The following is a 26,274-nucleotide window of genomic DNA, read 5'->3' as shown; positions in this document are numbered from 1 at the left end:
GTGAGGGCCTTTTTTTGTACCTCCGATCATGGATAAAAAGCCGGGAACGTCAGAAAACTAATTAAAAAGCTGCCACTTAAGGAGTCCTGCTGGATGATCACCGTATTGCTTATTATCGGTACCGGTGCTGCGGTTCTTGCCATCATCATTTTTCTGCTTCTGCGAAGTCTGCTGGGAATCACGATTGAAGCACATGTCGGCAGGCTGGAAAACAGCGCCATCATCCGGCTCATTCTCTGGAAGAAAGAAGTCTATTGTCTGCAATTAAATAAACGGGAGATAGAAAAATGGATGGCAGAGCTTTCCGGTGAGCTGCAGAGACAGCCGGCCGAGAGAGCGGACCTGCTGCATTCGATCGCCGACTGGAAACGGCTGTGTTCGGACCTGACGGCTGCCGGCCGGCAGGTCTTCCGATCCGGCAGGCTCCGGCTTCGCCGCATCTCCTGGATCACTGAATACGGGTCCGGTGATGCCGCACAGACCGCCATTTTCTGCGGCCTGATCCGGTCGGCCCAGTCACTGCTCTGTCCGCTTCTGCATTCTGCGGAGGATGCCCGGATCGATGTTGTTCCTTTTTTCCAGGAGCGGCGTTTTGAATCATGGTTTTCATGCATGATGACCATCAAGGTGGGAGAAGCTATGACTGTCATGCTGAAAATCAGGCAGAAGCAGAAAGAGGGAACAGCCAATGGCCGATCATCCGATCCAGGGGCTGATGAAAACAGCGCTTGAAAGTTTACGGTCGATGACTGATGTCAGGACCATCATTGGCGAACCGATCCGAACTGAGGACGGTCACTTGATCATTACGATTTCCAAGGTCGGTTTCGGTTTTGTCGCCGGCGGAAGCGAATTTAATACACAAAATGAAAATCAGGATGAAGATCCTTCAGAAGAAACGGAAGCCTATCTTCCTTTTGGCGGCGGCGCCGGGGGAGGCGTATCGATCACACCGATTGCCTTCCTGATCATCGGTCCTCGAGGCGTCAAGACCATTCATCTGGATAACCGGACGCATCTCTACGAGCGGGTACTCGATCTCACGCCGCAGACGATTGAAAAAATCAAGGATGTACTGGAACAGGCAGTCCCCGGTCGAAACAGCAAGCAAAAAGCGGACGTTTCCAGACGGAAGGACAAAAATCGCTGGTACGATGAAGATGACTAACAATCAGCACGTTAATAAGAAGCACCGGAACAAGTGACCTGTCACCGTTTCGGTGCTTCTTTCACGGCTGGGGAACTTTGCCAAAGCGGAAACAGTGTCCGGAAATTCCGGTTTGTGAAGAAATCAGAAGCTGCTTGCGTTCTTAGTGCGTGGTCGTTAAAATTAAAAGTGTAAAACCTGAATAATTACGGACTTTTACTGTAAGGCGGAGGGGGCGATGATGGCTGCAGAGCGCAGAGTGATGTCCGGTAAATGCCGCACCGTGTTCTTGAAGAATGGGAACAATACGGCACCCTCTGCGATGTGTCAGACATCAGCCGAACCCTCTGCAGGGGATAGAGCTGCAATATAAATATTTTTTTTGCCTTTGTTGGGTATTGTAAGCGCTTTTAAATGTTTTGGAGGAATGGATTTGGAGACAACACTGGTTAGCGATCTGTTTTCCGACCTGGATCAGGCGGCATCATTATTAAAGGAAAAGAAGAAAATCACTTATCTGGAAGCACTCTGCCTCGCAGGTGAGGGAATCTATACGGAGCAGGTCGTTGATGCTTCACTCCGGGATCAGCTGGAAAAGCTGAACCGGTCGTTCTTCCGTGAGAAGATGACCAGTGAGGACGTGCGGCGTGCTTTTCAGCTTGCCGTGCTCAAAGGGATGAAGGCGGACCCGAAACCCGGTCGCGAGATGACACCGGATACGCTCGTGCTGCTGATCGGGCATATTGTATCCGTACTTGCCGGCAGCCGTCCGTATACTTTGCTTGATCCGGCTGTCGGTACCGCAAATCTGCTGACGGGTATCCTGAACCAGTCTGAGACCGATCAGGTTGATGCATTCGGGGCAGACACGGACGATCTTCTGATTAAAGTGGCTTACACCAGCGCCAATCTGCAGCAAAAAGACGTTCACCTGCTGCATCAGGACGGTCTGAAGCCGATTCCCTGCGACCCTGCCGATTTTGTTGTCTGCGATGTACCTGTCGGCTATTACCCGGATCAGGAATCGGCGGAGCAATATGCGTTAAACGGGATTAACGGCAAAGCTTACACGCACTTTTTATTTATCGAACAAGGGCTGAATCATCTGAAAGAGGCGGGTTATCTGGTCTATTTGATTCCAAACAGCCTTTTTACAGAGGATAAGGATCGCCTTTTCCATGATTATGTGAAAAAAAGCGCAATCATTTTGGCATTGCTCCAGTTGCCTGCCGGTCTGTTCCAGGACGCGAAAAACGCCAAAAGCATTATTCTGATGCAGAAGAAGGGCGAACACGTGAAGGTTCCGAAACAAACGCTGCTTGCAGAAATGCCTGATTTCATGGAAGAAGACAAGATGACTGCTTTTATGGCTCAGCTGAATGACTGGCTTGCTGAACATTCAGCCTGAGAAGTTAAGAAGGGGGTGAAGGGCATGGCTTTAATTCTTGCAATCAATGCTGGCAGTTCCTCACTTAAATTCCAGCTTCTGAATATGCCCGCTGAAAAACTGGTTACAAAAGGTTCCGTAGAAAGAATCGGCCTGTCGGATTCGATTTTCACGATCAGTGTAAACGGAGAAAAAATTCAGAAAATCGAAGCCATCGGGGACCATGAAGTAGCTGTGCGGCTGCTTCTCGACAAACTGGTCTCGCTGAAAATCATCCATTCACTGAAGGAAATTGACGGTGTCGGCCATCGTGTCGTCCACGGGGGCGAAACGTTCAATGATTCGGCACTGGTCACCGATGAGGTGATCAAGAAGATAGAGAATCTGTCCGACCTGGCACCGCTGCACAACCCGGCCAACCTTGTCGGTATCAGAGCCTTCCGACAGGTACTTCCCGACGTCCCTGAAGTAGTGGTCTTCGACACGGCTTTTCATCAGACCATGGGCAGCGAAGCTTATCTTTACAGTGTCCCCTATGACTATTACACGAAATATGGAGTCAGGAAATATGGTTTTCACGGGACAAGTCACAAATATGTAACCGGCCGGGCTGCGGAACTGCTTCACCGTCCTCTGGAAAAACTCCGGCTGATTTCCTGCCACCTGGGCAATGGTGCCAGTATCACAGCGGTAAAGGGCGGAAAATCGATTGATACTTCGATGGGTTTCACACCGCTTGCCGGACTGACGATGGGTACCCGGTCGGGTGACATTGATCCGGCCCTGATTCCGTACATTATGGATAAAACGGGTATGAACGCGACTGAAGTCGTCAATGTACTGAACAAGAAAAGCGGTCTCCTCGGACTGACCGGGTTTTCGAGCGACCTGCGGGATATCGAGAAAGAGGCGAAACGCGGGAACAAGCGTGCCAAAATGGCGATTGATGTGTTTATCGAGCGCATCCAGAAGTTTATCGGGGCCTATGCGGCTAAATTATCCGGCGTCGATGCGGTTATTTTTACTGCAGGTATCGGTGAACACAGTCCGATGATCCGGGAACGGGTTATGGAGGGACTGGAATTCATGGGCATTTATGCGGATCATGAGAAAAATCAGGTGATCGGTGAAGAAGCAGTGGTCAGTGCGCCGCATTCTCCGGTTAAAGTACTGGTCATACCGACAAATGAGGAAGTTATGATCGCCAGAGATACGGTTCGTCTCTCCCGGCAGCACCAGAAAATCTGATCGGCAGCGGCCGATCCAGTACCGAGCTGTTCCTCACTGCCTGAATCCCTGATCCGGACGCAGAGAAAACGGAGGTGAGGATGAATGAATATTCTTGTTGCACTGAATGCAAATTATCTGTACCCGCTCAGGGTTATGCTCCGCTCTTTATTTATTAATAATCCTGAGGCTCATTTTCATATCTATCTGATGCATTCAGAACTGACCCGGAACCAGATCGAGAAGCTGCGTCTTTTTGTTGCCCGTCAAGGACAGGAATTGTCTCCGATCTACGTCAGTCCGGATCTGTTCGGCCATGCCGCCGTGCACCGTCATTTCTCTTCAGAAATGTATTACAGGCTGATTGCCTGTCGCTATCTTCCTGATTCGGTAGACCGTATCCTCTATCTGGATCCGGATATTGTTGTTCTGAATTCTGTCGAAAAATTCTATGGCCGCTCTTTTCACCACGCCCGGTATATTGCGGCGGAACATGGTTATTCAGCCAGGATGGCCCGGACATTTAATAAGATCCGTCTCAAAACGCCGGCTGCAAAGGGCTATTATAATACCGGCGTACTGTTAATCAATGTTCGCAAACTGAAAAGCGATCAGCCGTTTTGCCCGGTTATTCGATTTATCGAAAGCCATCGTCACCAGCTGCTGCTCCCGGACCAGGATGTCTTTAATGCCCTCTACTGGGACCAGGTTATCCCTGCCGCCTGGCCATATTATAATTATGATGCCCGGTACTACGATCTGGCAAAGCTGCTGCCGAATCGTAAGAAGGCAAGTCAGCTGTCATGGATTGAAACGCATACTGTTTTTCTGCATTTTTGCGGAAAACAGAAACCCTGGCAGAAGAATTACCGCGGAGAACTTGGCTTCTTATTTCGCTGCTATGCGGAAGATACCGGAACCCGGAAACAGGTAACCGGTGGGCCTTATGCCGACTGATCATACATAGTTAGTAAAAAACACAGGAATCGCCATAATTGCGATTCCTGTGTTTTTTTCAATAAGTCTGAATCAGGAAATAATCTGCAGATCCTTGGGATAATGGGTCAGTGTTTCGGGGCCGTCTGCGCCCAGATAGATGTCGTCCTCAATCCGTACACCGCCGACATCCGGTACGTAAATGCCCGGTTCAATCGTGAAGACCATACCGGTTTCCAATGTCTGGTCATTATCGGCACTCATCGAAGGCTCCTCATGCTCACCAAGTCCGAGACCGTGGCCGACCCGATGCGTGAAGTAGTCGCCGTAACCGGCATCGGTGATCACTTTCCTTGCCACACCGTCCAGGTCGCCGATACGCAGGCCCTCGTGCACCGCCTTAATGGCTTCCCTGTTGGCCGCAAGAGTTGTCTCGTATATTTTTCTTTGTTCATCCGAAATATATTTGTAGCAGACCGTACGGGTGATATCCGAGCAGTACCCGTCGATCACAACGCCGAGATCAAAGAGAACAAAGTCCCCTTCCTTGATCTGGCGGCTTCCCGGACGACCATGCGGCTTCGCACTGTTCTCACCGGTCAGGCACATCGTCTCGAAAGCCATTTCAGAATAGCCCTGCTTGGCCAGTTCATGCTCGATCTCAGCGATGATTGCCTGCTCGGTCCGGCCCTTCTTGATCGCTTCGATACCCAGTTTTACAGCATAATCGGCCAGCTCACCGGCCTTTCGCATCGCTGCAAGTTCGTGCGCATCTTTGATTTTTCTCAGTGACGCCAGGAAATTTTCGATTGAAGCAAAGACGGCTTCAGGATACAATTCTTTAACGGCCATCGCCTTGCGGAACGGAAGCGTGGACGGTTCGATATAGATTTTTCCTGAAGAAGGTTTGCGTGCTTCCAGCGCCTTATTGACAAATGACCAGGGATCCTGGTCGTCACGATAGCCGATCACTTCGCGGCCAAAGGCTGAATCCCGCGCCTGACCGACTTCAAGCTCCGGACAGACCAAAAAAGGCGCTGCTTCGGGAAAGACAAACAGTCCGAGAAACCGTTCGTGCGGGTCGCATTTGAAATGGGTCAGGTAGAAAACATTGGTTGGGTCGGCAATGTAGGCAAAACTGCCGTCATGCTGCTGCAGCCAGGTTTCGATTTCAGAAATTTTGTCTGCCAATAAAAGTCACTCCAATAAATAATAATACTTTAAATGTAACATAAATTTGCTGCCTGTCGTCACAGGATGAAAGAAAATTACAAAATATATCCATTCCTCAGGCAGTTATCATGATGCCTTTTTCACGAATCCGGCAGGGCGTAGTGTATAATGATACTGATAAAGTTAAACCGAACAGTCATTCGGTGAGAAAAATCTGAAGCGTACTGAAGAATTAAAACTATTCCTTTCGGGAGGGAATTTGATGAAAATCACTTATATCGGTCACGCAACAGTCCTGCTTCAGACCAGTCAGGCAAATCTGCTGATTGATCCGTTTATCACCGGAAACAGTCTGATCAAGACCAGGATTGAAGATCTTCCGAAAATCGATGCCATTCTTCTGACCCATGGCCACGGTGACCATACTCAGGATGTGGAGGCGATCGCCAGGCGCGACGGATCGCTGATCATAGCTGTTGCGGAACTGGCCACCTGGTTCGGCTGGAAAGGCTTGCGGACCCATGGTATGTCGATCGGCGGCGCGTATACTTTTCCGTTCGGAACGGTTAAACTGACGCAGGCTTTTCACGGATCGAGCATTGCCGATCCCGAACGCCGGCAGATCGTTTATACCGGAATGCCAGCCGGTCTTCTGCTGCAGCTGGACGGCAAGACGATCTATCATGCCGGGGATACGGCACTTTACTCAGACATGAAACTGCTGGGTGAACGCTACTCGATCGATCTGGCCTTCCTGCCGATCGGCGATAACTTTACGATGGGTCCGGAAGACGCGCAGACCGCTGCAAAATGGATCGGTGCCGAGAAGGTTGTTCCAATTCATTACAATACATTCCCGGTGATTCGCCAGGATCCCGAAAAGTTTGTGTCCGGGCTCGATGGCCACGGCCTGGTTCTGGAACCCGGCCGGTCACTGGAGCTGTAAGTCATTTTAAGAAGCGTGGTGTGCGGACAAAGTGGAGACAGAAACAAAACATGACCTGATTATGAAATATATTCAGGACTTAGAGACCGGAAGCCGGATTTCGGTGCGTCAGACGGCGAAAACACTCAATGTGAGTGAAGGCACCGCATACCGGGCGATTAAAGATGCCGAGGCGCAGGGCTTCGTCAGTACCGTCGAACGCGTCGGGACAATCCGGATTGAGAAGAAGCAGAAACCGAGCATCGAGAAACTGACTTTTGATTCGGTGGTGAAAATGGTTGACGGCCAGGTTCTCGGCGGACGAGGCGGGCTGTCGAAATCGCTCCATCATTTTGTCATCGGGGCAATGGAAATTGACGCGATGAAGAGATATATCGGAACCGACGATCTGATGATTGCCGGCAACCGGGAAGCCGTTCACCGCTGCGCCCTGAACAGCGGAGCAGCCGTGCTGATTACCGGCGGTTTTGAGGCAAGCGAGAAGATCCGGTCACTGGCGGATCAGCTTGAGCTTCCGGTCATTTCCACCTCATATGATACCTTTACGGTAGCCGCAAAGATCAATCGGGCCATCTATGACCAGATGATCAAAAAAGAGATCGTCCATGTTTCCGATATTCTGATCCCCTTATCCAAAACCCGTTTTCTCTTTTCCGCTGATCCGCTGACCCGTTGGGAGGAACTGAACCGGACGACGACGCACGGCCGCTTTCCCGTTGTCGACAGCAAAATGAAAGTAGTCGGCATCGTAACCATGAAAGATGTGATCGGACATCAGGAAACGGACAGGATCCGTGATGTGATGACGTCGGATCCGCTGACCGTCACACCGGGGACTTCGGTGGCTGCGGCAGCACACCGGATGATCTGGGAGGGAATCGAGTGCCTTCCGGTAGTCGACCATGATCATTCTCTTCTGATCGGCATCATTACCCGGCGCGATGTGCTCAAGGCGCTGCAGATGGTTCAGCAGCAGCCTCAGATGGGGGAGACGATCGATGATCTCGTCTCTGCAAATCTGACCGACGAATCGGACGAGGATCATGATGTCTTTCGCTTTGCCGTGACGCCGCAGATGACGGATTATCTCGGCTTTCTCTCATATGGCGTGATGACCGCACTGGTGACTGTAGTCGGCAGAAGGGTTCTGAACCGGATTAAGAAAGGGGATCTGGTAGTCGACAATCTATCCTTCTACTTTTTCAAACCGGTACAGCTGGAGCAAAATGTGACGGTGCGGCCGAAAGTGCTGGAACGAACGCGACGCAATGGGAAACTGGATATGGAATTATTTGCCGACGGCCAGCTCGCCGGGAAGGCGCTTCTGACGGCTCAGTTTATTGACCGTTTCTGATTGCCGCCGCAGTCTAAAAATTTACTACCTGGAGGATTCACCTTGATCGAACAGATACTTGACAAAATACGTCACTACAACACCATTATCATTCATCGCCACGTCCGTCCGGATCCGGATGCACTTGGGTCGCAGGGCGGGCTTGCACGCTTGATCCGCGATAACTTTCCGGAAAAAAAGGTCTATTCCGTCGGTGAGGAAGCGGCCGACCTGCGCTTTCTGGTACGCATGGACCGGATTGAGGATGCGGCATACCGTGGCGCACTGGTGATTGTCTGTGATACCGCCAATCAGGCACGCATTTCCGATGCCCGCTATACACTCGGTGACGCGCTGATCAAAATCGATCATCATCCGGTCGTCGATGCTTACGGAGATCCGCAGTGGGTCCGGACGGAAGCCAGCTCAACGAGTGAAATGATTACCTCGATATACATGAAACATCCGGAACTGACGCTTTCCGATGCGGCGGCAAGACTGCTCTTTGCGGGGATCGTCGGCGACACCGGGCGCTTTCAGTTCAGCAATGTCACGAAAGAGACCTTTCTTGCATCGGCCAGACTGGTCAGCCGCCCTTTTGACAGACAGGCTTTCTTTGACCGGCTCTATCAGAAAAAGCTGGATCTGGTCCGTTTAAACGGTTATGTCCTTCAGCATTTTACGCTGACCCGTGAAGGTGCGGGATATATTAAGCTGCCGCTTGATCTGATCCGGTCCTACCATCTCGAGCCGTCTGATGCCGCCGCCCTGGTGAACAGCTTTTCGATGACTGAAGGACTGAAGGCATGGGCCCTCTTTTCCGAGGAGGAAAGCCGGATCCGTGTACGTCTCCGTTCGAAAGGCCCGGTGATTAACAGCCTTGCTGCAGACTATCACGGCGGCGGGCATCCGCTTGCTTCGGGGGCAACGGTTTACAGCTGGGATGAGGCCGACCGTCTGATCGATGCGCTAGTCGCTTTATGCCGGCCGGAAAAGTGAAGGCGCTGCGGTGTTCCTAGCATTTCCGTCTGAAAGGGGCTTGTCCGATGTCATTTGCCCATCTCCATGTTTACAGTGAATTCAGCCTGCTCCACAGTACCTGCCGGATCAGGCAGCTGGTCGCCCGGGCGGTGAAAGAGGGGCAGACAGCACTTGCACTGACGGACAAAAATGTCATGTACGGTGTGATCCCTTTTTATAATGCCTGTAAAGAAGCGGGCATTCACCCTGTGATCGGGATCGAGTTATCCGTCCAGTGGGGTGCAGTCCGTCCGGACAAGGCACAGGGGACGCTTGTTCTGCTCGCTGAGAATCAGCAGGGATATGTTCACCTTGTCAAGCTCGCATCGCTTGTTCAGCTGCATGAGGAACATCAGGTCGGCCTGGAGAAGCTGGCAGCTTATGCCAGCGGATTGATTGCCCTTTCCGGCGGGCCGGCAGGTCTGATCGACCAGCTGATTGCTGCCGGGAATCCAGAATGCGCAGAGAAAGCGGCCGGAACGCTGGCAAAAATTTTTCCCGGCCGGTTTTATCTTGAAGTGCAGCGCCGCGGGTCGGCACGCGGAACACAGAACGAGCAGGCGATCATTGGATTGAGCCGTGCCTTGTCGGTGCCGCTTGTTGCGACCGGCAGTATTCATTATCTTGATGCCGGGGAATCGCGTGCGTACGCCTGCCTCAGGTGTATCGAGAACGGGACAAGACTGAATGATGAACAGGATGCGGAATCGCATGACAACGATTTCAAATCCACCGGCGAGATGGAGCGCAGGTTCTCCGATTTACCGGAGGCACTGGCAAACACGATGAAAATCGCCGCTCAGTGCCGTGTGACTTTTTCGTTCGGCCGGATGCAGCTGCCCGCCTATCCGGTGCCTGCCGGAAAGACTTCGGCCCAGGTATTGAGAGAAGACTGCGAACGCGGCTTGCAAAATAAATATCCGGTCGTCACCGATCAAGTCCGGTCGCGGCTGGAGAAGGAACTGGCGATCATCGGCCAGATGGGATTCGACGATTATTTTCTGATTGTCAGCGACCTGATCGATCACGCCAGAAGATCCGGATTCACCCCCGGTCCGGGCCGGGGTTCAGCGGCCGGTTCGCTGGTCGCCTACATATTGAACATTACGGAAGTAGATCCGATAAAATATCATTTGCTGTTTGAACGATTCCTGAATCCGGAGCGTGTGACGATGCCCGATATCGACATGGATTTTCCCGACGTCGACCGGGACAAGATGATTGTCTATGCCAGCCATAAATACGGCCGGGATCATGTGGCTCAGATCGTCACTTTCGGAACGCTGGCAGCCCGGGCGGCTGTCCGTGATGCGGGAAGGGCGATGGATTCGGATCCCCGTCTGCCGGACAAAATGGCGCGGCTGATCCCGTCGGTCCCCAAAATGACGTTAAAAAGAGCTTTAAGCGAGGCACCGAAACTCCGGACGTTGATTCAGACTTCTGCAGATGCGGCTGAACTGTTCCGGCTTGCCGGTCAGATTGAAGGGCTGCCGCGGCACTCGTCGATCCATGCTGCAGGCGTCGTCTTCAGCGATCGTCCTTTGACGGACACTGTTCCGCTGCAGGAGGGGCACGAGGACATACCGGTGACGCAGTATCCCATGGACGTTCTGGAGTCGCTGGGGATGCTGAAAATTGATTTTCTCGGACTGCGCAATCTGACCTTCCTGAGAGAAGTGATCCAGAGAGTGACTGCACTTTCCGGAAAACCACTGTCTCCGGAGACCATTCCGGTTGAGGATCAGAAAACATATGAAATGCTGGGACGCGGCGACACGACTGGTATTTTTCAGCTTGAATCGGAAGGCATGCGGCAGTTTTTACGCAAACTGAAACCGACGGACTTTGAAGATATTGTCGCCGTTATCTCGCTTTACCGGCCCGGACCCGTGCAGTTCATTGACCGTTATATTAAACGAAAGCATGGCGAAGAGGCCGTCACCTATCCCCATCCGGATCTGGAAAAGATACTGGCACCGACGTACGGCGTTCTCGTCTATCAGGAACAGATCATGCAGATCGCGGTTAAGATGGCCGGCTATTCCCTTGGACAGGCCGATATTCTCCGGCGGGCGGTTGCAAAGAAGAAGCGTGATCTGCTGGAGGATCAGAAGAAAGATTTTCTTGCCGGCAGTATCAGGAACGGATATCGCTCAGAAGTGGCGGAATCGATATTTGATCTGATCGTCCGGTTTGCCAACTATGGGTTCAACCGGTCGCATGCGGTCGCCTACGGAATGGTTTCTTACCGGCTGGCCTTTCTTAAAGCCCATTATCCGCAAGTATTTATGGCCTGCCATCTGTCAAGCATTTCCGGAAATGATGAGAAAGTAAACGCCGCACTTCAGGAACTTCGCCGGCATGAGATTGCTGTTTTTCCGCCTTCGGTCAATAAGAGCCGAAAGACTTTTGAACAGGAACAGGACGGAATCCGGTTCGGGCTGTCGGCCATTAAAAATCTTGGCGACGGAGCGATCGATGAACTGATTCATCAGCGCCGAAACGGCGGCATGTTCCGCAATTTATTTGATTTCTGCCGACGTGTGTCGCTGCGAAAAGTCAACCGAAAAGCCATTGAATCGATGATCTTTGCCGGCGCGATGGATGATTTCGGCACGGATCGGGCGGTTCTTCTGGCCTCACTCGACCGGGCCATTCAGGCTGGTGAAGAGGACCAGAAGAACGCTGCGGGCCAGGAATCGATGAATCTTGCGGAGAACGAAGAGGAAAGTTATATTGAGGTACCGCCGCTGACAGCAATGGAAAAACTGCATTATGAACGGGAAGTACTCGGAGTGTATCTTTCCGCACATCCGCTGCAGCGGTACCGGAAAGATCTTCCGACGGCATTTCCGAAAATTTCCGAATTCACTGGGACCGGTGCAGAAATGAAACGGGCGCTCCCGCTTGCGATTATGATCGAAGACGTGAAAGTTATCCGGACAAAAGCAGGGAAAACGATGGCTTTTCTGTCGGTCAGCGACGAATCGGGTGCGGCGGAAGCAATCTGCTTCCCGGAATGCTACAGCCGCGTTCAGCCCGAGCTCCAGGAAGGCCGGCTGCTGCTGATCCAGGCATCTGTTTCCGGACGAAAGGGGAGGGACGGGAACCAGCTGATCATTGATCAGGTGATCCCTCTTAGAGACTATATGAAGCGGAAGCGGGCCGTCGTTTTCCTGCAGATCGACCGGGCACATCAGCGGACAGAGCTGCTCGATCGTCTGAAAGAGCAGCTTCTTGCCTGCCCGGATCACCATCGCGTGGTGATTCACTACGTGCAAAGTGGAAAAACACTGGCACTCGCAGAGGAATACACGGCATCGGTCGGCGGACGATTCATCGGATGGCTGAAACAATTTCTGGGAAATGAAAATGTGATTGTCGGGGCAGGCAGGAATAATCCTTAATTTTTGCCGACCCCTCTGTTATAATAATGAAGTTTAGGCCTGTCAGACAGGAAACCCGACCGGAAAACCGGATGATCGACGATTTGTTGGAGAATTCATGAAGAATATATGAACTGTCGGGCAGTCGATCGGAACAAAGGCTTGACCAGGATAGAGGGTGATATACTTTGATAAAGGACTTTTTCATGAAAAAGAAAAAATATGCGACGGTGCCTTCGAAACGATCCGGGCAGGAAGTCCCGGAAGGCATTGTGATGAAATGTCCGAAATGTAAGAAAATCATGTATGTCAAAGAACTGAAAAAGCATCTTTATGTCTGCCAGTCCTGTGGCTATCATTATCCGCTCGGAGCCTTTGACCGGGCAGCGATGATTTTTGACGAAGACACTTTTGAAGAATTTGACAAAGACATGATCTCGGAAAATCCGCTTCAGTTTCCCAATTACATGAACAAGCTGGATAAGGACAGGAAGAAAACCGGTTTGAATGAAGCCGTGCTGACCGGCAAGGGGAAAATCGAGGGATTCTCAGCCGCCGTTGCCATTATGGACAAAGGGTTCCGGATGGGCAGCATGGGTTCTGTTGTCGGTGAGAAGATCACACGTGTGATTGAATACGCCGACCGGCAGCATATTCCCGTGATTATTTTTTCGGCGTCCGGCGGCGCAAGAATGCAGGAGGGTATGCTCAGCCTGATGCAGATGGCGAAAACAAGTGCGGCGTTGAAGGTATTCGGCGAACACGGCGGCCTGTATATCTCCGTGATGACGCATCCGACAACCGGCGGTGTTTCAGCCAGCTTTGCATCCCTGGGCGACTATAATTTTGCCGAACCCGGGGCTCTGATTGGTTTTGCCGGCAGACGGATTATCGAACAGACGATCGGTGAAGAGCTGCCGAAAGATTTTCAGACAGCTGAATTTCTGCTGGAACACGGCCAGCTTGATCAGGTTATTCCGCGCAGCAAACTGAAACACGTGCTGGCAAATGTCCTGTCGATACATGCGGAAGGGAGTGCTGCAGGTGGGTCCGGAACTGGAATTTGAGAAACCGATCCGGGAAATTAAAGACAAGATTGCCGAACTGAAGCGGTTTATGGACGAGAAAGATATCGATCTGTCCGGTGAAGTGGGCAAGCTGGAAGAGCGTCTTGTCGCCCTTGAAAAAGAGACTTACGGGAAGCTGTCGCCATGGGAACGTGTTCAGATTGCCAGAGAGTTTACCCGGCCGACAACGCTGGACTATATTCCGCTGCTTTTTAAGGATTTTCTCGAATGTCACGGAGACAGATTGTTTGGAGACGACGCAGCGGTTGTCGCCGGCATTGCCAAATTTCACGGCCGGCCGGTAACCATTATTGGAGAGCAGCGCGGCAGGGATACGAAGGAAAACATCCGGAGAAATTTCGGTATGCCGCATCCGGAGGGCTACCGTAAGGCTCTGAGAATGATGAAACAGGCGAATAAATTTCATCGGCCGATAATTACGTTTATTGACACAAAAGGCGCTTTTCCCGGAAAGGCGGCTGAAGAGCGCGGCCAGAGTGAAGCCATTGCCCGGAATCTGTATGAGATGTCCGGCCTGGGCGTGCCGGTAATCAGCGTGGTGATCGGCGAAGGAGCCAGCGGCGGCGCCCTGGCGATTGGTGTCGGAAACCAGATTCTGATGCTCGAAAATTCCTGGTATTCGGTGATTTCTCCGGAAGGTGCGGCGGCACTTCTCTGGAAAGATGCAGGCCAGGCTGAAAAGGCTGCTGAAACGATGAAAATCACCGGACTGGATTTGAAAAAACTTGGCATTATTGATAAACTAATTCCGGAGGTTTTAGGTGGTGCGCACCACGATCCGAAGAAACAGTCGGAGCTGATCGACACCGCATTGTCCGCTGCCCTGACAGAACTCGACAAGATGAACAGTGCGGAGCTGCAACAGCAGCGCCGGTTGAAGTATCGGAAAATCGGCGATTTTGACACCATAGAGAATCAGACTCAGGATTAATCCGGATTTACTTATTTATCATAATCTGCAGCGATTGCAAATGAGGTGAAGACATTGTTGAAAAAGATTGGTGTTCTGACGAGTGGCGGTGATGCCCCGGGGATGAACGCGGCGATCCGTGCAGTCGTTCGCGCCGGCATTTACCGTGGTGTTGAGGTTTACGGTATCTATCACGGTTACAAGGGATTGATTACCGGGAATATTAAGAAACTCGGAGTTTCCGATGTCGGTGACATCGTTCAGCGTGGTGGTACGATTTTGTATACGGCGCGTTGCGAAGAATTCAAGACTGAGGAAGGCCGCGCGACGGCGATCAAGCAGTTGAAGAAGTTTGGCATCGAAGGACTTGTCGTGATTGGCGGCGACGGTTCCTTCATGGGCGGTGTCAAGCTGACGCAACTTGGTTTTCCGACAATCGGCATTCCGGGAACGATTGATAACGATATCCCGGAAACCGATTTTACACTTGGCTTCGATACGGCACTGAACACGATCATCGATGCGATTGACAAAATCCGTGATACGGCGACGTCGCATGAACGCCGGTTCATCATTGAAGTCATGGGCCGCGGCTGCGGTGATCTGGCACTCTGGTCGGGTCTGGCCGACGGTGCGGAAACGATTATTGTTCCGGAAAAAGAGCAGAACTACGATGCAATCGTCAAGCGCCTGAATCATGGCATCGAACGCGGCAAAAAGCACAACATTATCGTTGTTGCCGAAGGCGCAGGAAGTGCTTTTGATGTCGCCAAACAAATCAAGCAGAGAACCAAAATGGAAGACACACGTGTCACTGTTCTCGGTCATGTTCAGCGTGGCGGCTCGCCGACGGCATTTGACCGCGTTCTTGCAAGCCGGATGGGCAGCAAAGCGGTTGAATTGCTGCTTGAAGGTACGGCCGGCAAGATGATTGCCATTCAGAATAACCAGATTGTTGCTCATGATATTCTTGACCTGCTGACAAAAAAACATCCGTTCAACGAAGATCTTTATCAGCTGGCTAAAGAATTATCTATATAAGAGAGCGTTCGGAGGAATGGGCGGCTTTCTATTAGTTTGCCTCTCCTTGTGATCTATTGAACAATCTCTGACATTTTTCCAAATAAAAGCTGGGGGTATTAAGATGAGAAAAACCAAGATTGTCTGCACGTTAGGCCCTGCAAGTGATACGGTTGAAAAGCTCGTTCAACTGATTAATGCAGGAATGAATGTGGCACGCTTCAACTTTTCACACGGTGATCATGCAGAGCATCATCAGAAAGTGATCAATCTGAGAAAAGCGATGAAGATTACCGGGAAGACGATCGGTATTCTGCTGGATACAAAAGGACCGGAAATTCGCACACATGATATGGCGACTCCGGAAGTTCTGCTTGAAGAAGGCAAATCAGTTGATATTTCAACGACGGAAGTTGCCGGAACGGCGGAAAAGTTCTCAATTACTTATGCGGATCTGATTAATGACGTCAAGGTAGGTTCACGAATTCTGATTGATGACGGACTGGTCGAACTGGTCGTTACCGGCATCGATAAGGAAAAAGGCCTGATTCATAACAAGATTATGAATACCGGTGTGCTGAAGAGCAAAAAAGGGATTATTGTTCCTAATGTCAGCATTAATCTTCCAGGCATGACTGATAAAGACGCCAATGACATCGTCTTCGGTATCGGTGAGGGTATTGATTTCATTGCCGCCTCGTTCGTCCGTCACGCATCTGATGTTCATGCGATTCGCAAGCTCTGCAAGGAACACGGCGCAAACGATATTCACATCTTCCCGAAGATCGAAAGCCAGGAAGCTGTCGACAATATCGATGAAATTCTCGAAGCTTCAGACGGTTTGATGGTTGCCCGTGGCGACCTCGGCGTGGAAATTCCTCCGGAAGATGTTCCGTTGGTTCAGAAACGTCTGATCAAGATGTGCAACAAGGCCGGCAAGACAGTTATTACGGCGACTCAGATGCTGGATTCGATGATTCGCAATCCACGTTGCACCCGTGCAGAAGCCAGCGACGTGGCCAACGCCATCTTTGACGGCACCGACGCCATCATGCTGTCCGGTGAAACGGCTTCCGGTAAATATCCGGTGGAAGCTGTAACGACGATGGATCATATCGCCAAGAAGACGGAAACGGCTCTCGATTATCATGCAATCCTGAACAGACTGAGTGAAAAGAGTGAACCGTCCGTGACCGCAGCGATTGGCGAAGCTGTGGCGCATACGGCCCTCAGTCTTGATGTCAGCGCGATTATTTCGGCAACGGTCAGCGGCTATACGGCTCGCGTTGTTTCTCATTATCGTCCGAAAGCGCCGATCGTTGCAGTGACAAACTCAGAGCGTGTGGCACATAAAATGTGTCTTGCCTGGGGTGTGACACCGGTTCTGGCAGAACAGGCAAAGACAACTGATGAAATGTTCGAGATTGCTGTAGACAGCGGCGAGAAAACAGGACTTGTCAAAGACGATGATCTGGTAGTCATCACGGCCGGCCTGCCTGTAGCGGCACAAGGCAAGACCAACGTGCTCAGAGTTCATCGCGTCGGTGAAAGTCTGTCAGAAGCCTGATTCATTAAGAAACACTGTTTTTTATCAGAAATTCAATGATTTATGGTAAGAGAGGGTACAAGCACCGTACCTTCTCTTAACTTTTATTCAGCGTCATTTTATTACAGACAGGAGTGTTCTTGTTGACCACGACACGAACCAGAATCGTTGCCAGATACAATGAAACGGACAAAATGGGCATTGTTCATCACAGCCAGTATGTCAACTGGTTTGAGGTGGCACGAACAGATTGGGTCCGCCAATTCGGCCTGAGTTTCAGGCAGATCGAGGAAAGGGGGCTGATGCTTCCGGTGATCGGTATCCGTGTACGCTACCATGCTTCTGCACGATTTGACGACGCAGTCATTGTGGAAACGTCGATGAAAGATTACGACACCATTAAATTAAGCTTTAATTATCGGATTATTCGTGAGGAGGACGGCCAATTACTGGTTGATGGCTACAGTGAACATTGCTGGACCGATGACCGGATGCGTCCGGTTTCACTGCGAAAAAAGGATCCGGAGTTGAACCGGCTGCTCAGCCAGGAAAAGGAATGCCGATGAGCCGGATTCATAAGATCCGCAGAATCAGGCCCTCCGGAATCCGGATCAGATTCAAATACATTCCGCTGATCCTGCTTGTTTATCTGATTGCGGAAATCAGTCTGCTGATCTGGGTCGGTCGCCGGTTCGGTGCGCTGAACACCATCTTATTGCTGGCTGTCTGTGCCGTCATTGGTCTGTGGCTGGTGATGAAGCAAGGCGTGTCCCTATTCAAAGCCATCTGGAGGGAACTGAGCGAGCATCGGCTGCCCGGGCTGCCTCTGCTGGATGGTTTTGTCCGGATCATCGGCGGTATCCTGATTGCCATTCCGGGGTTCATCAGTGATGCCGCAGGTTTGCTGCTTCTGGTTCCGGCTGTGCGCCGGGGACTTCTGCGGCGGCTGAACGGCTGGCTGCGGAATCAATTCAAGGGGGGGATCTGGTATTTCGACGATTTCAGGCGGTGAACTTTAATGTGTCTTTCCATTCAGGATGTACTGCCATACGCGGTGCCATGACCCGGTCCGATAGACAGCGCGGAAGAGAATGAGCAGGACGGGGCCGACCAGCATGCCGGTAAATCCAAACCACCGGAATCCGAAATAAATGACGACCAGGAGGGCGAGCGGATCAAGCCCTGTACCGGAGGCAAGCATTTTAGGCTCTGCCAGCTGGCGCTGAATAATAACCGCCAGATAAAGGGCTGCCAGACAGACGGCAAATGAAAAGCGGCTGATCAGGAACATGTAGAGCATCCATGGGATGAAAACAGCACCGGTGCCCAGGTAGGGGATCAGATCAAAGAACCCAGTGATAAAAGCAATCGTGAACGCATGATCGACTCTGAGGATCAGGAGTCCGAGATAGATCAGTCCCACGGTCATCATGACAAGCAGCAGCTGGGCACGCAGAAAACCGGCACATGTATTTTTCAAATCCTGCCATATTTTTTGTATGGAGTCGATACACGACTTAAGGAAAGGGATCCGGTTCAGACGGGTACGGATTACTTCCAAATCTTTTGAAAGAAAAAAAGCGGCAAGAAAGATAAACAGAACAGAAATGAGTGTCTGTGGCAGGGATGAGATAAATTGTGTCAGACTGCGGAGCAGCCGGGTGCCCAGATCATTGAGAAATTGGATCAGTGTTCCGGCCATTTTCTCAATATTCAGCTGAATCAGATGCTGGTGGTCCGGACTCAGGCCGGAATAGAGACGAATGGCGTTCTCCCAGGAGGGAAGCAGCCGTGAAAAGAAGAGGCTTTGCAGATCGCCCGCCAGTGTTGAGAAATTTCCGGGGATGGTGCGGCTGAATGAAGACAGGCCGTTGACCAGTGTCATCGCAAGCAGCACAAGGGCGCTCAATGTCAGCGAGAAGAGTAAGAACAGGATCACAAACGTTGCCAGCCCGCGGGACAGCCCGGTCCGTTCGACAATCCTGGAGATCACCGGATTTAAGAATGCCGACAGGATGCAGGCAAGCAGGAGCGGGAGTGCAAGACGAACCGCAAAATAAACAGCGAGGACGAACAGCAGAGCGGCACAGATCACGCAGAGTGCCCTTAAAAATATCCGTATTTGTTTCGTTAAGGAGCGTTTCTCCGCTGAATTCATCGCACGAATCCATCCTTTTTCTTAATGCTTTGTGTCCGTTGAATGCGGCTTCTTTCATTTGGCAGGATCGGCATGCAGAACGGCAGGCAACGCTTAAAAAGTCCTTCTCAATAGCTATGCAGAAAACATGGGAGTATGTCCCAATCTTCAGGCCGGCCGTCCCCGGCAGAGCATTTCTGTTCACAATATTGTTACAAACCGATATAATCAATTTAAAAGGTCGGCTTTTTTGGGTCAGAAATAATTAAGCGCTTACAAACTAGCATTCGTATTATTCAGGATTCAAACAGGGAGGGGTTCCATTGACAACGACTAAGGGTCTCGAAGGTGTTGTCGCAACGACTTCAGCAATCAGTTCGATTCATCAGGACGTACTGACTTACCGTGGATACAGCATACAGGATCTGGCAGAGCATTCAAATTTTGAAGAAGTCATCTATCTGCTTTGGAATGGTGATTTGCCGACGGAAGACCAGCTGGAAGATTTCAAAAAGCGACTGGCCGACAATGCCGATGTTCCCGATCAACTTTTTGAATCAATGAAGGCTTTTCCTTTGCAAAGCGTTCATCCCATGGCCGTACTGCGCACAGCAATTTCAACTCTTGGGGTGCTTGATTCAGATGCCGACCGGATGGATTTGCTGTCGAACAAAGAAAAAGCGATTCGGATCCAGGCAAAGGCACCGACGCTGGTCGCGGGATTTGCTCGGATACGGAAGGGTCAGGAACCGATCGCACCAAGAAAAGATCTCAGTCTTGCGGCCAATTTTTTATATATGCTCAAAGGGCGTGTACCGACCGAAGTTGAAGCACGAGACTTTGATACCGCGCTTATCCTCCACGCCGATCATGAACTGAATGCTTCGACATTCACGGCACGGGTCTGTGTGGCGACGCTCTCAGACATTTATTCCGGGATCACTTCGGCGATCGGCGCTCTGAAGGGACCGCTTCACGGCGGTGCCAATGAACAGGTCATGAAAATGCTTGAGGAGATCGGATCGATCGATCGGGTTGACGATTATATTGAAAATGCGCTTGACGAGAAGAAGAAGATCATGGGTTTTGGACACAGAGTGTATAAAAACGGCGATCCGCGTGCACGCATCATTAAAAAAATGGTTGCTCAGCTCTGCCGGCTGAGCGGAGATGAACACTATTTTGAGATGTCTGAGCGGATTGAAGAACTGATGAAAGAACGCAAGCACCTGCTGCCGAATACGGATTTCTATTCGGCAACGCTATACCACACGCTGGGCATTGAAAAAGATTTATTCACACCGGTATTTGCGGTGAGCAGAATATCCGGCTGGGCAGCGCACATTCTGGAACAGTACAGTGATAACCGGCTCATCCGTCCGAGAGCGGAGTATAACGGGCCGTCACAGCGGGCATTTCTTCCGTTGAATGAGCGGTGAATCGCACACGTTGCGGTTTATGGAACTGATATAATGGATTTAGTAACTTTTGTTAATCAGATTGATGCAGGGAGGCAATGAAGTGACACAGGGTGAACCGATTACAGTCAATGATGGTGTATTAAACGTACCGGACCGTCCGGTGATTCCGTTTATTGAAGGCGACGGAATCGGGCCGGACATCTGGCGGGCAGCGTCGCGGGTGTTTGATGCTGCTGTGGAGAAAGCATACGGTGGGAAGAAAGAAATCGTCTGGAAGGAAGTCCTTGCCGGACAGAAAGCATTCGACCGGACAGGGGAGTGGCTCCCACAGGCGACACTTGATGCGATCCGGCAATATGTGATTGCGATCAAGGGACCGCTGACGACACCGGTCGGCGGCGGGATCCGTTCCTTGAATGTGGCACTTCGGCAGCAGCTTGATCTTTTTACCTGTCTGCGCCCGGTCCGCTACTTTGACGGCGTGCCTTCGCCGGTCAAGCATCCGGAACTTGTCGATATGGTCATTTTCCGTGAAAATACGGAAGATATCTATGCCGGGATTGAATTCGAGTCTGGTACGCCTGAAGTGAAAAAGGTGATCCGGTTCCTGCAGGATGAAATGGGTGTACACAAGATCCGTTTCCCTGAAACTTCAGGTATCGGCATCAAACCGGTTTCCAAAGAAGGCACGAGCCGACTGGTCCGGGCAGCGATCCGTTATGCCATCAGTGAGCACCGTAAGAGTGTTACGCTGGTTCACAAGGGCAACATCATGAAATTCACAGAAGGCGCATTTAAAAACTGGGGTTATGATGTCGCTGAAAAGGAATTTCCGGAGCAAACGTTCACCTGGCGCCAGTTTGATGCCATTGCGGCGAAGCGCGGCAAAGCGGCCGCCGCTGAAGCTCAGAAGCAGGCGCAGTCCGAGGGGAAGATCATCGTTAAGGATGCCATCGCCGATAATTTTCTGCAGCAGATTCTCACCCGTCCTGCAGATCATGATGTCGTGGCAACGATGAATCTCGATGGGGATTATATCTCCGACGCCCTTGCGGCTCAGGTCGGAGGGATCGGCATCGCACCGGGTGCGAATATCAACTATGAGACCGGCATCGCTATTTTTGAAGCAACACACGGCACAGCACCGAAATATACCGGGCTGGACAAAGTCAATCCTTCCTCGGTCATTCTTTCCGGTGTCCTGATGTTTGAACATCTGAAATGGTATGAACCGGCCAAATTGATCATTCAGGCGATTGAGAAGACCATCTCGAGCAAAACGGTGACCTACGATTTCGCCCGCCTGATGGAGAATGCGCATGAAGTAAAATGTTCGGAATTTGCGGATGCGGTTATTGCAAATTTGTAACTGAAGTTGCCGCCATTCCGAATCATGCACTATAATAGAGACAGGATAAAGCCATGGAGACAGTATCCGGCGTGAGAGGCACTGCCTCCAGACTTTTTCAAAAAAATGATAGCGCATACATTTTGCGTCTTGGAATGCCTGTGCCAGAAATCAAGGAGGAATCATCATGTCTGTTCGTCACAGAAAAGTCACTGTCGTTGGTGCGGGATTCACGGGTGCTACAACTGCTTACCTTATAGCCCAGAAGGAGCTGGCGGATGTCGTGCTTGTGGATATACCCGGGATGGAAAGCCCGACTCGGGGAAAAGCACTGGATATGCGTGAGTCCTCCCCGATTCTCGGCTTCGATTCCAAAATCACCGGCACTTCAGATTACAGCGAAACAGCAGATTCGGATCTGGTGATTATTACTGCAGGTATTGCCAGAAAACCGGGAATGAGCCGTGACGACCTTGTGTCGATTAATGTCGGGATCATGAAGGAAGTCACAAAAAATGTGGTTCGCTATTCACCCGATACGACGATCATCGTGCTCAGCAATCCGGTCGATGCGATGACTTACACAGTATATAAGGAATCAGGATTCCCGAAGAACAGAGTCATCGGGCAGTCGGGCGTGCTCGATACGGCGAGGTTCCGCACCTTTATTGCCGATGAGCTGAATCTGTCGGTGGCCGACGTCAGCGGTTTTGTTCTGGGCGGCCATGGCGACTCCATGGTTCCGCTGATTCAATATTCCTATGCGGGCGGTATTCCGATCGACAGGCTGATCTCCCGCGAGCGGATTGATGCGATTATTGAAAGGACGCGCAAGGGCGGCGGAGAAATTGTTTCCCTGCTCGGAAATGGAAGCGCTTATTATGCTCCTGCGGCGGCACTCTTTCAAATGGCGGAAGCGATCCTGAAAGATAAACGCCGTGTTCTCCCGGCTATTGCCTATCTCGACGGTGAATATGGTTACAACGACATTTATCTGGGCGTTCCGGTTGTCCTTGGACGCAACGGGATTGAAAAAATTGTTGAACTGAGCCTGACCAAGGAAGAAAAGTCGGCACTGGATCGTTCAGTGGCATCCGTCAAGGCGGTGCTGGGTAACATCTGAATGAACGTGCAGCGGCACACAAAAAGCGGCGATTCGCAGAACATGCGAATTGCCGCTTTTTTGATGCGCCAGGGTGTATATCGTCTGTATGAACCGACAAAAAGCGTCTTTACAATTTATTTACATTAGGTTTATATGCCTTTAAAAGAGCAAGATTATTATTAATTATGCAATGAGGGTACGTTAAAACTGAGGGGGAAAAAAGTTCTCATGAAAAAGAAAAGTTTGCTCACACTTGGAATGCTTCTCGCACTGTCATTCATCCTGGTATTGGGTGCATGTGGAAGCAGCACGGCAGGAAGCAGCTCTTCAAGCAGTTCGGCGTCAAGTTCCAAAGCACTTTCCGGCAAACTGACTATCGGCGGTTCGACAGCGCTCCAGCCTCTGGCGGCACAGGCGGCAAAAGAGTTTATGGACAAGAATCCGGGCGTGCAGATTGACGTCCAGGGCGGGGGCAGCGGCACAGGCCTGAGCGAAGTTTCTGCAGGGAACTTTAATATCGGCATGTCCGATATCTTTGCTGAGAACGGTAAGAATATCGATGCAAAAGCTCTGACAGACAATAAGGTTGCTGTTGTCGGCATGACCGCGGCAGTCAACCCGAAAGCGGGCGTCAAGAACCTGTCCAAAGCAGACCTGATCAAAGTGTTCACAGGCAAAGTCAGGAACTGGAAGCAGGTGGGCGGAAAGAATGTTAAGATCACGCTCGTTAACCGTCCGGATGGTTCAGGAACACGGGCAACCTTTGACCAGTTCGCACTGGACAAACAGACTCCGGCAGAAGGAATCACTCAGGATTCAACGAACACCGTTAAGAAAATTGTTGCTCAGACGCCGGGGGCGATCGGCTACATGGCACTTTCCTACTTCACAGCAAACGATCATTCAGTGGTTAAGCTGTCCATCGACGGTGTCGATGCAACTTATGAAAATGTTGCATCCGGAAAGTTCCCTGTCTGGGCATATGAACACATGTATACGAAAGGCGCACCGACCGGTCTGACCAAAGCGTTTATCGACTTCGTGATGAGCGATGCGGTTCAGAGTAAAGACGTACCGGCTCAGGGCTACTTCTCAGAATCGAAGATGACGGTTCAGCGTGACGCATCCGGCAAAACGACGAATAAATAATTCATACGGCTAAAATCAGTCAATACGGCGAAGCGGGATGAGTCACTTAATCCCGCTTACCGCCGTATACAGACTGTCAGATAAATGGGGTGTGATGATGAATACCAGAAAAGCAATGGCTGATTCGGCGGCTAATGTTCCGGCCGGGCCGTCGTTACTTAGAGAAAAAGGGATCATTAAACGATTTACGGACCGCTACAGTGAGAGCAGAGGAAAAGCGATCATCTACAGCAGTGCCTTTTTGATGATTATTGCGGTAGTGGCCATCACATTGTTTCTGACCCTTCAGGGGCTCCGTTCTTTCGTCATTGATCATTTGAACATATGGAATTTTCTCACTGGGACTGAATGGTATCCGGATCGCGCGAGTAACCCTCAGTTTGGCGCGTTTCCATTCATTTTCGGTTCCGTGGCCGTAACGCTTCTTGCCGCCCTGCTGGCTACTCCGATCGCCATCGGCACAGCAATTTTCATGGCTGAGCTGGCGAACAAATGGGGTCAGAGAATCATGCAGCCGGTTATCGAGATCCTTGTGGGGATCCCTTCAGTTGTTTACGGGCTGATCGGTTTGTCGGTTTTCGTTCCGCTTATGCGCGCGCATTTCGGCGGCTCAGGTTTCAATTTACTGGCCGGCGCACTTGTGGTCGGCATTATGATCCTGCCGACTGTGGCGAGTATTGCCGCCGACAGTATCCGAGCTGTCCCGGACAAACTCCGGGAAGCATCCTACGCGATCGGTGGAACCAAGTGGCAGACGATCTGGAAAGTCGTGATTCCCGCAGCCGGATCGAGTCTGATGACCGCTATTGTACTTGGCATGTCCCGGGCTTTCGGAGAGGCGCTGGCGGTCCAGATGGTGATTGGCAATGCACGCAATCTGCCGCATTCGATTTTTGATCCGTCGGCAACGCTGACAACCATCATTACGCTCAGTATGGGAAACACCACAACCGGAAGCGTGCTGAATGATGCCCTCTGGTCGCTTGGGCTGATCCTTCTGGCAATTTCCTATATCTTTATCCTGATCATCCGTTATCTGTCACGAAAGAGGGTGGTCTGATGAACAGTAAGATAACCAACCGGGTAGCCCTGTCTCTGATCGTTCTCTGTGCGGTCATCATGGCCGGGACACTTGCGGCATTGCTTGGCTATATTTTATACCAGGGGCTTGGCAGTATATCCTGGCACTTTCTGACTTCCGAATCCAATCCCTTTCTGGCCGGCGGGGGCATTAAGGACCAGCTCTGGAATTCATTCTATGTTCTGCTGATTACGATGCTGATCACGATTCCGATCGGCGTCAGCGGAGGCATCTATCTTGCCGAATATGCAAAACCGGGCAAACTGACTTCGTTCATTCGCTCTTGTGTCGAAGTATTGGCTTCACTTCCGTCCATTGTTGTCGGCATGTTCGGGATGCTGATTTTTGTTAACTATTTCGGATTTCATTACTCTGTTCTCTCAGGTGCCCTGGCACTGACCGTGTTTAATCTGCCGGTTATCGTCCGCGTCACCGAAGATGGATTCAGCGCCTTGTCGCTGCACCAGAAAGAAGGCGGGCTGGCGCTTGGCCTGACACATTGGCACACAATTAAAACCATTCTCTTACCTGCGGCATTCCCAAGCATTCTTACGGGGGTTATCCTTTCAGCCGGCAGAGTCTTCGGTGAATCAGCGGCACTTCTTTTCACCGCCGGACTTTCCACACCGAACCTTGATTTTACAAACTGGAATCCGGCAGCACCCAATTCGCCGCTGAATATTTTCAGATCGGCTGAAACGTTATCCGTTCACATCTGGGCGGTAAATACTTCAGGGATCATACCGGATATTCAGACAGTGGCCAATGGCTCAGCCGCAGTTCTGGTTATCTGTGTCCTGCTGTTTAACCTGCTGGCACGGGGATTAGGGAAAGCAATCAATCGGAAATTGTCAGGAAAATCCTGAGGGGGTCGAGTTGAATGATGATTCAGCTGAATACAAAAATGGAAAATT

General features: G+C 51.1%; 22 protein-coding genes and 1 pseudogene. 21 read left to right on the top strand and 2 right to left on the bottom strand.

Annotated features, from left to right (window positions below):
- Window positions 1-93: 93 nt before the first annotated feature.
- The 5 genes from D889_RS0103490 to D889_RS0103470 all read left to right on the top strand — a co-directional run bounded on the left by D889_RS0103490 (window position 94) and on the right by D889_RS0103470 (window position 4,718).
- Window positions 94-732 carry a DUF2953 domain-containing protein gene (locus D889_RS0103490; protein ID WP_010630438.1) on the top strand — a complete coding sequence of 213 codons (639 nt, stop codon included), beginning with the start codon at window positions 94-96 and terminating at the stop codon, window positions 730-732.
- Entirely contained in the window at window positions 689-1,168 is a 480-nt protein-coding gene (gene ytfJ, locus D889_RS0103485) for a GerW family sporulation protein (RefSeq protein WP_010630437.1), read from the top strand. Before D889_RS0103490 ends, ytfJ begins: the two co-directional genes overlap by 44 nt.
- Before the next feature lie 406 nt (window positions 1,169-1,574).
- Window positions 1,575-2,555 carry a class I SAM-dependent methyltransferase gene (locus D889_RS0103480; protein WP_010630436.1) on the top strand — a complete coding sequence of 327 codons (981 nt, stop codon included), beginning with the start codon at window positions 1,575-1,577 and terminating at the stop codon, window positions 2,553-2,555.
- A gap of 24 nt (window positions 2,556-2,579) precedes the next feature.
- The gene (locus D889_RS0103475; protein ID WP_010630435.1) at window positions 2,580-3,782 is read left to right on the top strand and encodes an acetate kinase; all 1,203 of its coding nucleotides are present in this window, start codon (window positions 2,580-2,582) and stop codon (window positions 3,780-3,782) included.
- A gap of 84 nt (window positions 3,783-3,866) precedes the next feature.
- Window positions 3,867-4,718 carry a glycosyltransferase family 8 protein gene (locus D889_RS0103470; protein ID WP_010630434.1) on the top strand — a complete coding sequence of 284 codons (852 nt, stop codon included), beginning with the start codon at window positions 3,867-3,869 and terminating at the stop codon, window positions 4,716-4,718.
- A 72-nt stretch (window positions 4,719-4,790) separates the two neighbouring features.
- Here D889_RS0103470 and D889_RS0103465 read toward each other — a convergent pair whose 3' ends face one another.
- Window positions 4,791-5,888 carry a M24 family metallopeptidase gene (locus D889_RS0103465; RefSeq protein ID WP_010630433.1) on the bottom strand — a complete coding sequence of 366 codons (1,098 nt, stop codon included), beginning with the start codon at window positions 5,886-5,888 and terminating at the stop codon, window positions 4,791-4,793.
- Between the two features lie 244 nt (window positions 5,889-6,132).
- Between D889_RS0103465 and D889_RS0103460 the strand changes: the two genes are divergently transcribed.
- From D889_RS0103460 to D889_RS0103415, 10 genes and pseudogenes are all read left to right on the top strand, one after another.
- On the top strand, window positions 6,133-6,816 hold the full coding sequence (locus D889_RS0103460; protein ID WP_010630432.1) for a metal-dependent hydrolase: 684 nt from the start codon (window positions 6,133-6,135) through the stop codon (window positions 6,814-6,816).
- A 31-nt stretch (window positions 6,817-6,847) separates the two neighbouring features.
- Entirely contained in the window at window positions 6,848-8,170 is a 1,323-nt protein-coding gene (locus D889_RS0103455; protein ID WP_010630431.1) for a DRTGG domain-containing protein, read from the top strand.
- Window positions 8,171-8,212: 42 nt separating this feature from the next.
- The gene (locus D889_RS0103450; RefSeq protein WP_010630430.1) at window positions 8,213-9,148 is read left to right on the top strand and encodes a DHH family phosphoesterase; all 936 of its coding nucleotides are present in this window, start codon (window positions 8,213-8,215) and stop codon (window positions 9,146-9,148) included.
- 47 nt (window positions 9,149-9,195) lie between these two features.
- Window positions 9,196-12,576, top strand: a complete 3,381-nt coding sequence (gene dnaE, locus D889_RS0103445; RefSeq protein ID WP_010630429.1) for a DNA polymerase III subunit alpha — start codon at window positions 9,196-9,198, stop codon at window positions 12,574-12,576.
- Between the two features lie 167 nt (window positions 12,577-12,743).
- Entirely contained in the window at window positions 12,744-13,622 is an 879-nt protein-coding gene (gene accD / locus D889_RS0103440) for an acetyl-CoA carboxylase, carboxyltransferase subunit beta (RefSeq protein ID WP_010630428.1), read from the top strand.
- Complete coding sequence (locus tag D889_RS0103435; protein ID WP_010630427.1) at window positions 13,600-14,574, top strand: acetyl-CoA carboxylase carboxyltransferase subunit alpha; 975 nt, start codon at window positions 13,600-13,602, stop codon at window positions 14,572-14,574. Before accD ends, D889_RS0103435 begins: the two co-directional genes overlap by 23 nt.
- Window positions 14,575-14,631: 57 nt before the next feature.
- Entirely contained in the window at window positions 14,632-15,594 is a 963-nt protein-coding gene (gene pfkA, locus D889_RS0103430) for a 6-phosphofructokinase (RefSeq protein ID WP_010630426.1), read from the top strand.
- 103 nt (window positions 15,595-15,697) lie between these two features.
- A pseudogene (gene pyk / locus D889_RS0103425) lies at window positions 15,698-17,134 on the top strand (pyruvate kinase); the annotation flags it as partial.
- A gap of 128 nt (window positions 17,135-17,262) precedes the next feature.
- Complete coding sequence (locus D889_RS0103420) at window positions 17,263-17,685, top strand: acyl-CoA thioesterase (RefSeq protein ID WP_010630424.1); 423 nt, start codon at window positions 17,263-17,265, stop codon at window positions 17,683-17,685.
- Window positions 17,682-18,131 carry an FxsA family protein gene (locus D889_RS0103415; protein ID WP_010630423.1) on the top strand — a complete coding sequence of 150 codons (450 nt, stop codon included), beginning with the start codon at window positions 17,682-17,684 and terminating at the stop codon, window positions 18,129-18,131. Before D889_RS0103420 ends, D889_RS0103415 begins: the two co-directional genes overlap by 4 nt.
- 3 nt (window positions 18,132-18,134) lie before the next feature.
- On the opposite strand, the gene ytvI is transcribed toward D889_RS0103415, so the two are convergent.
- A complete protein-coding gene (gene ytvI, locus D889_RS0103410; RefSeq protein WP_010630422.1) occupies window positions 18,135-19,277 on the bottom strand; it encodes a sporulation integral membrane protein YtvI in 1,143 nt (380 codons plus the stop codon).
- 302 nt (window positions 19,278-19,579) lie between these two features.
- On the opposite strand from ytvI, the gene citZ reads away from it, so the two are divergent.
- From citZ to pstA, 6 genes are all read left to right on the top strand, one after another.
- Window positions 19,580-20,695, top strand: coding sequence for a citrate synthase (gene citZ, locus D889_RS0103405; protein WP_010630421.1), 1,116 nt, complete (start codon window positions 19,580-19,582; stop codon window positions 20,693-20,695).
- Window positions 20,696-20,777: 82 nt separating this feature from the next.
- The gene (gene icd / locus D889_RS0103400; protein WP_010630420.1) at window positions 20,778-22,046 is read left to right on the top strand and encodes an NADP-dependent isocitrate dehydrogenase; all 1,269 of its coding nucleotides are present in this window, start codon (window positions 20,778-20,780) and stop codon (window positions 22,044-22,046) included.
- A 166-nt stretch (window positions 22,047-22,212) separates the two neighbouring features.
- Window positions 22,213-23,148 (top strand): malate dehydrogenase, encoded by a 936-nt coding sequence (gene mdh / locus D889_RS0103395; protein WP_010630419.1) that lies wholly within the window; start codon window positions 22,213-22,215, stop codon window positions 23,146-23,148.
- Between the two features lie 210 nt (window positions 23,149-23,358).
- A complete protein-coding gene (locus D889_RS0103385) occupies window positions 23,359-24,279 on the top strand; it encodes a phosphate ABC transporter substrate-binding protein (protein ID WP_010630418.1) in 921 nt (306 codons plus the stop codon).
- Between the two features lie 97 nt (window positions 24,280-24,376).
- Window positions 24,377-25,339, top strand: a complete 963-nt coding sequence (pstC, locus tag D889_RS0103380; protein WP_010630417.1) for a phosphate ABC transporter permease subunit PstC — start codon at window positions 24,377-24,379, stop codon at window positions 25,337-25,339.
- A complete protein-coding gene (pstA, locus tag D889_RS0103375; RefSeq protein WP_010630416.1) occupies window positions 25,339-26,226 on the top strand; it encodes a phosphate ABC transporter permease PstA in 888 nt (295 codons plus the stop codon). The genes pstC and pstA overlap by 1 nt, the downstream gene beginning before the upstream one ends.
- The last annotated feature ends 48 nt before the right edge of the window (window positions 26,227-26,274 follow it).

This window comes from Sporolactobacillus vineae DSM 21990 = SL153 (assembly GCF_000377985.1).
Lineage (GTDB): Bacteria > Bacillota > Bacilli > Bacillales > Sporolactobacillaceae > Sporolactobacillus > Sporolactobacillus vineae.
This window is presented reverse-complemented; position numbering and strand designations above follow the sequence as displayed.

Excerpts from the sequence above, each read along its gene's own strand:
- mdh (WP_010630419.1), top strand. The coding sequence starts at position 22,213 with ATGTCTGTTCGTCACAGAAAAGTCACTGTCGTTGGTGCGGGATTCACG.
- D889_RS0103460 (WP_010630432.1), top strand. The coding sequence starts at position 6,133 with ATGAAAATCACTTATATCGGTCACGCAACAGTCCTGCTTCAGACCAGT.
- D889_RS0103490 (WP_010630438.1), top strand. The coding sequence starts at position 94 with ATGATCACCGTATTGCTTATTATCGGTACCGGTGCTGCGGTTCTTGCC.
- ytvI (WP_010630422.1), bottom strand. The coding sequence starts at position 19,277 with ATGAATTCAGCGGAGAAACGCTCCTTAACGAAACAAATACGGATATTT.
- dnaE (WP_010630429.1), top strand. The coding sequence starts at position 9,196 with ATGTCATTTGCCCATCTCCATGTTTACAGTGAATTCAGCCTGCTCCAC.
- pstC (WP_010630417.1), top strand. The coding sequence starts at position 24,377 with ATGAATACCAGAAAAGCAATGGCTGATTCGGCGGCTAATGTTCCGGCC.
- D889_RS0103480 (WP_010630436.1), top strand. The coding sequence starts at position 1,575 with ATGGATTTGGAGACAACACTGGTTAGCGATCTGTTTTCCGACCTGGAT.
- ytfJ (WP_010630437.1), top strand. The coding sequence starts at position 689 with ATGGCCGATCATCCGATCCAGGGGCTGATGAAAACAGCGCTTGAAAGT.
- D889_RS0103385 (WP_010630418.1), top strand. The coding sequence starts at position 23,359 with ATGAAAAAGAAAAGTTTGCTCACACTTGGAATGCTTCTCGCACTGTCA.
- pstA (WP_010630416.1), top strand. The coding sequence starts at position 25,339 with ATGAACAGTAAGATAACCAACCGGGTAGCCCTGTCTCTGATCGTTCTC.
- D889_RS0103475 (WP_010630435.1), top strand. The coding sequence starts at position 2,580 with ATGGCTTTAATTCTTGCAATCAATGCTGGCAGTTCCTCACTTAAATTC.
- D889_RS0103415 (WP_010630423.1), top strand. The coding sequence starts at position 17,682 with ATGAGCCGGATTCATAAGATCCGCAGAATCAGGCCCTCCGGAATCCGG.
- D889_RS0103470 (WP_010630434.1), top strand. The coding sequence starts at position 3,867 with ATGAATATTCTTGTTGCACTGAATGCAAATTATCTGTACCCGCTCAGG.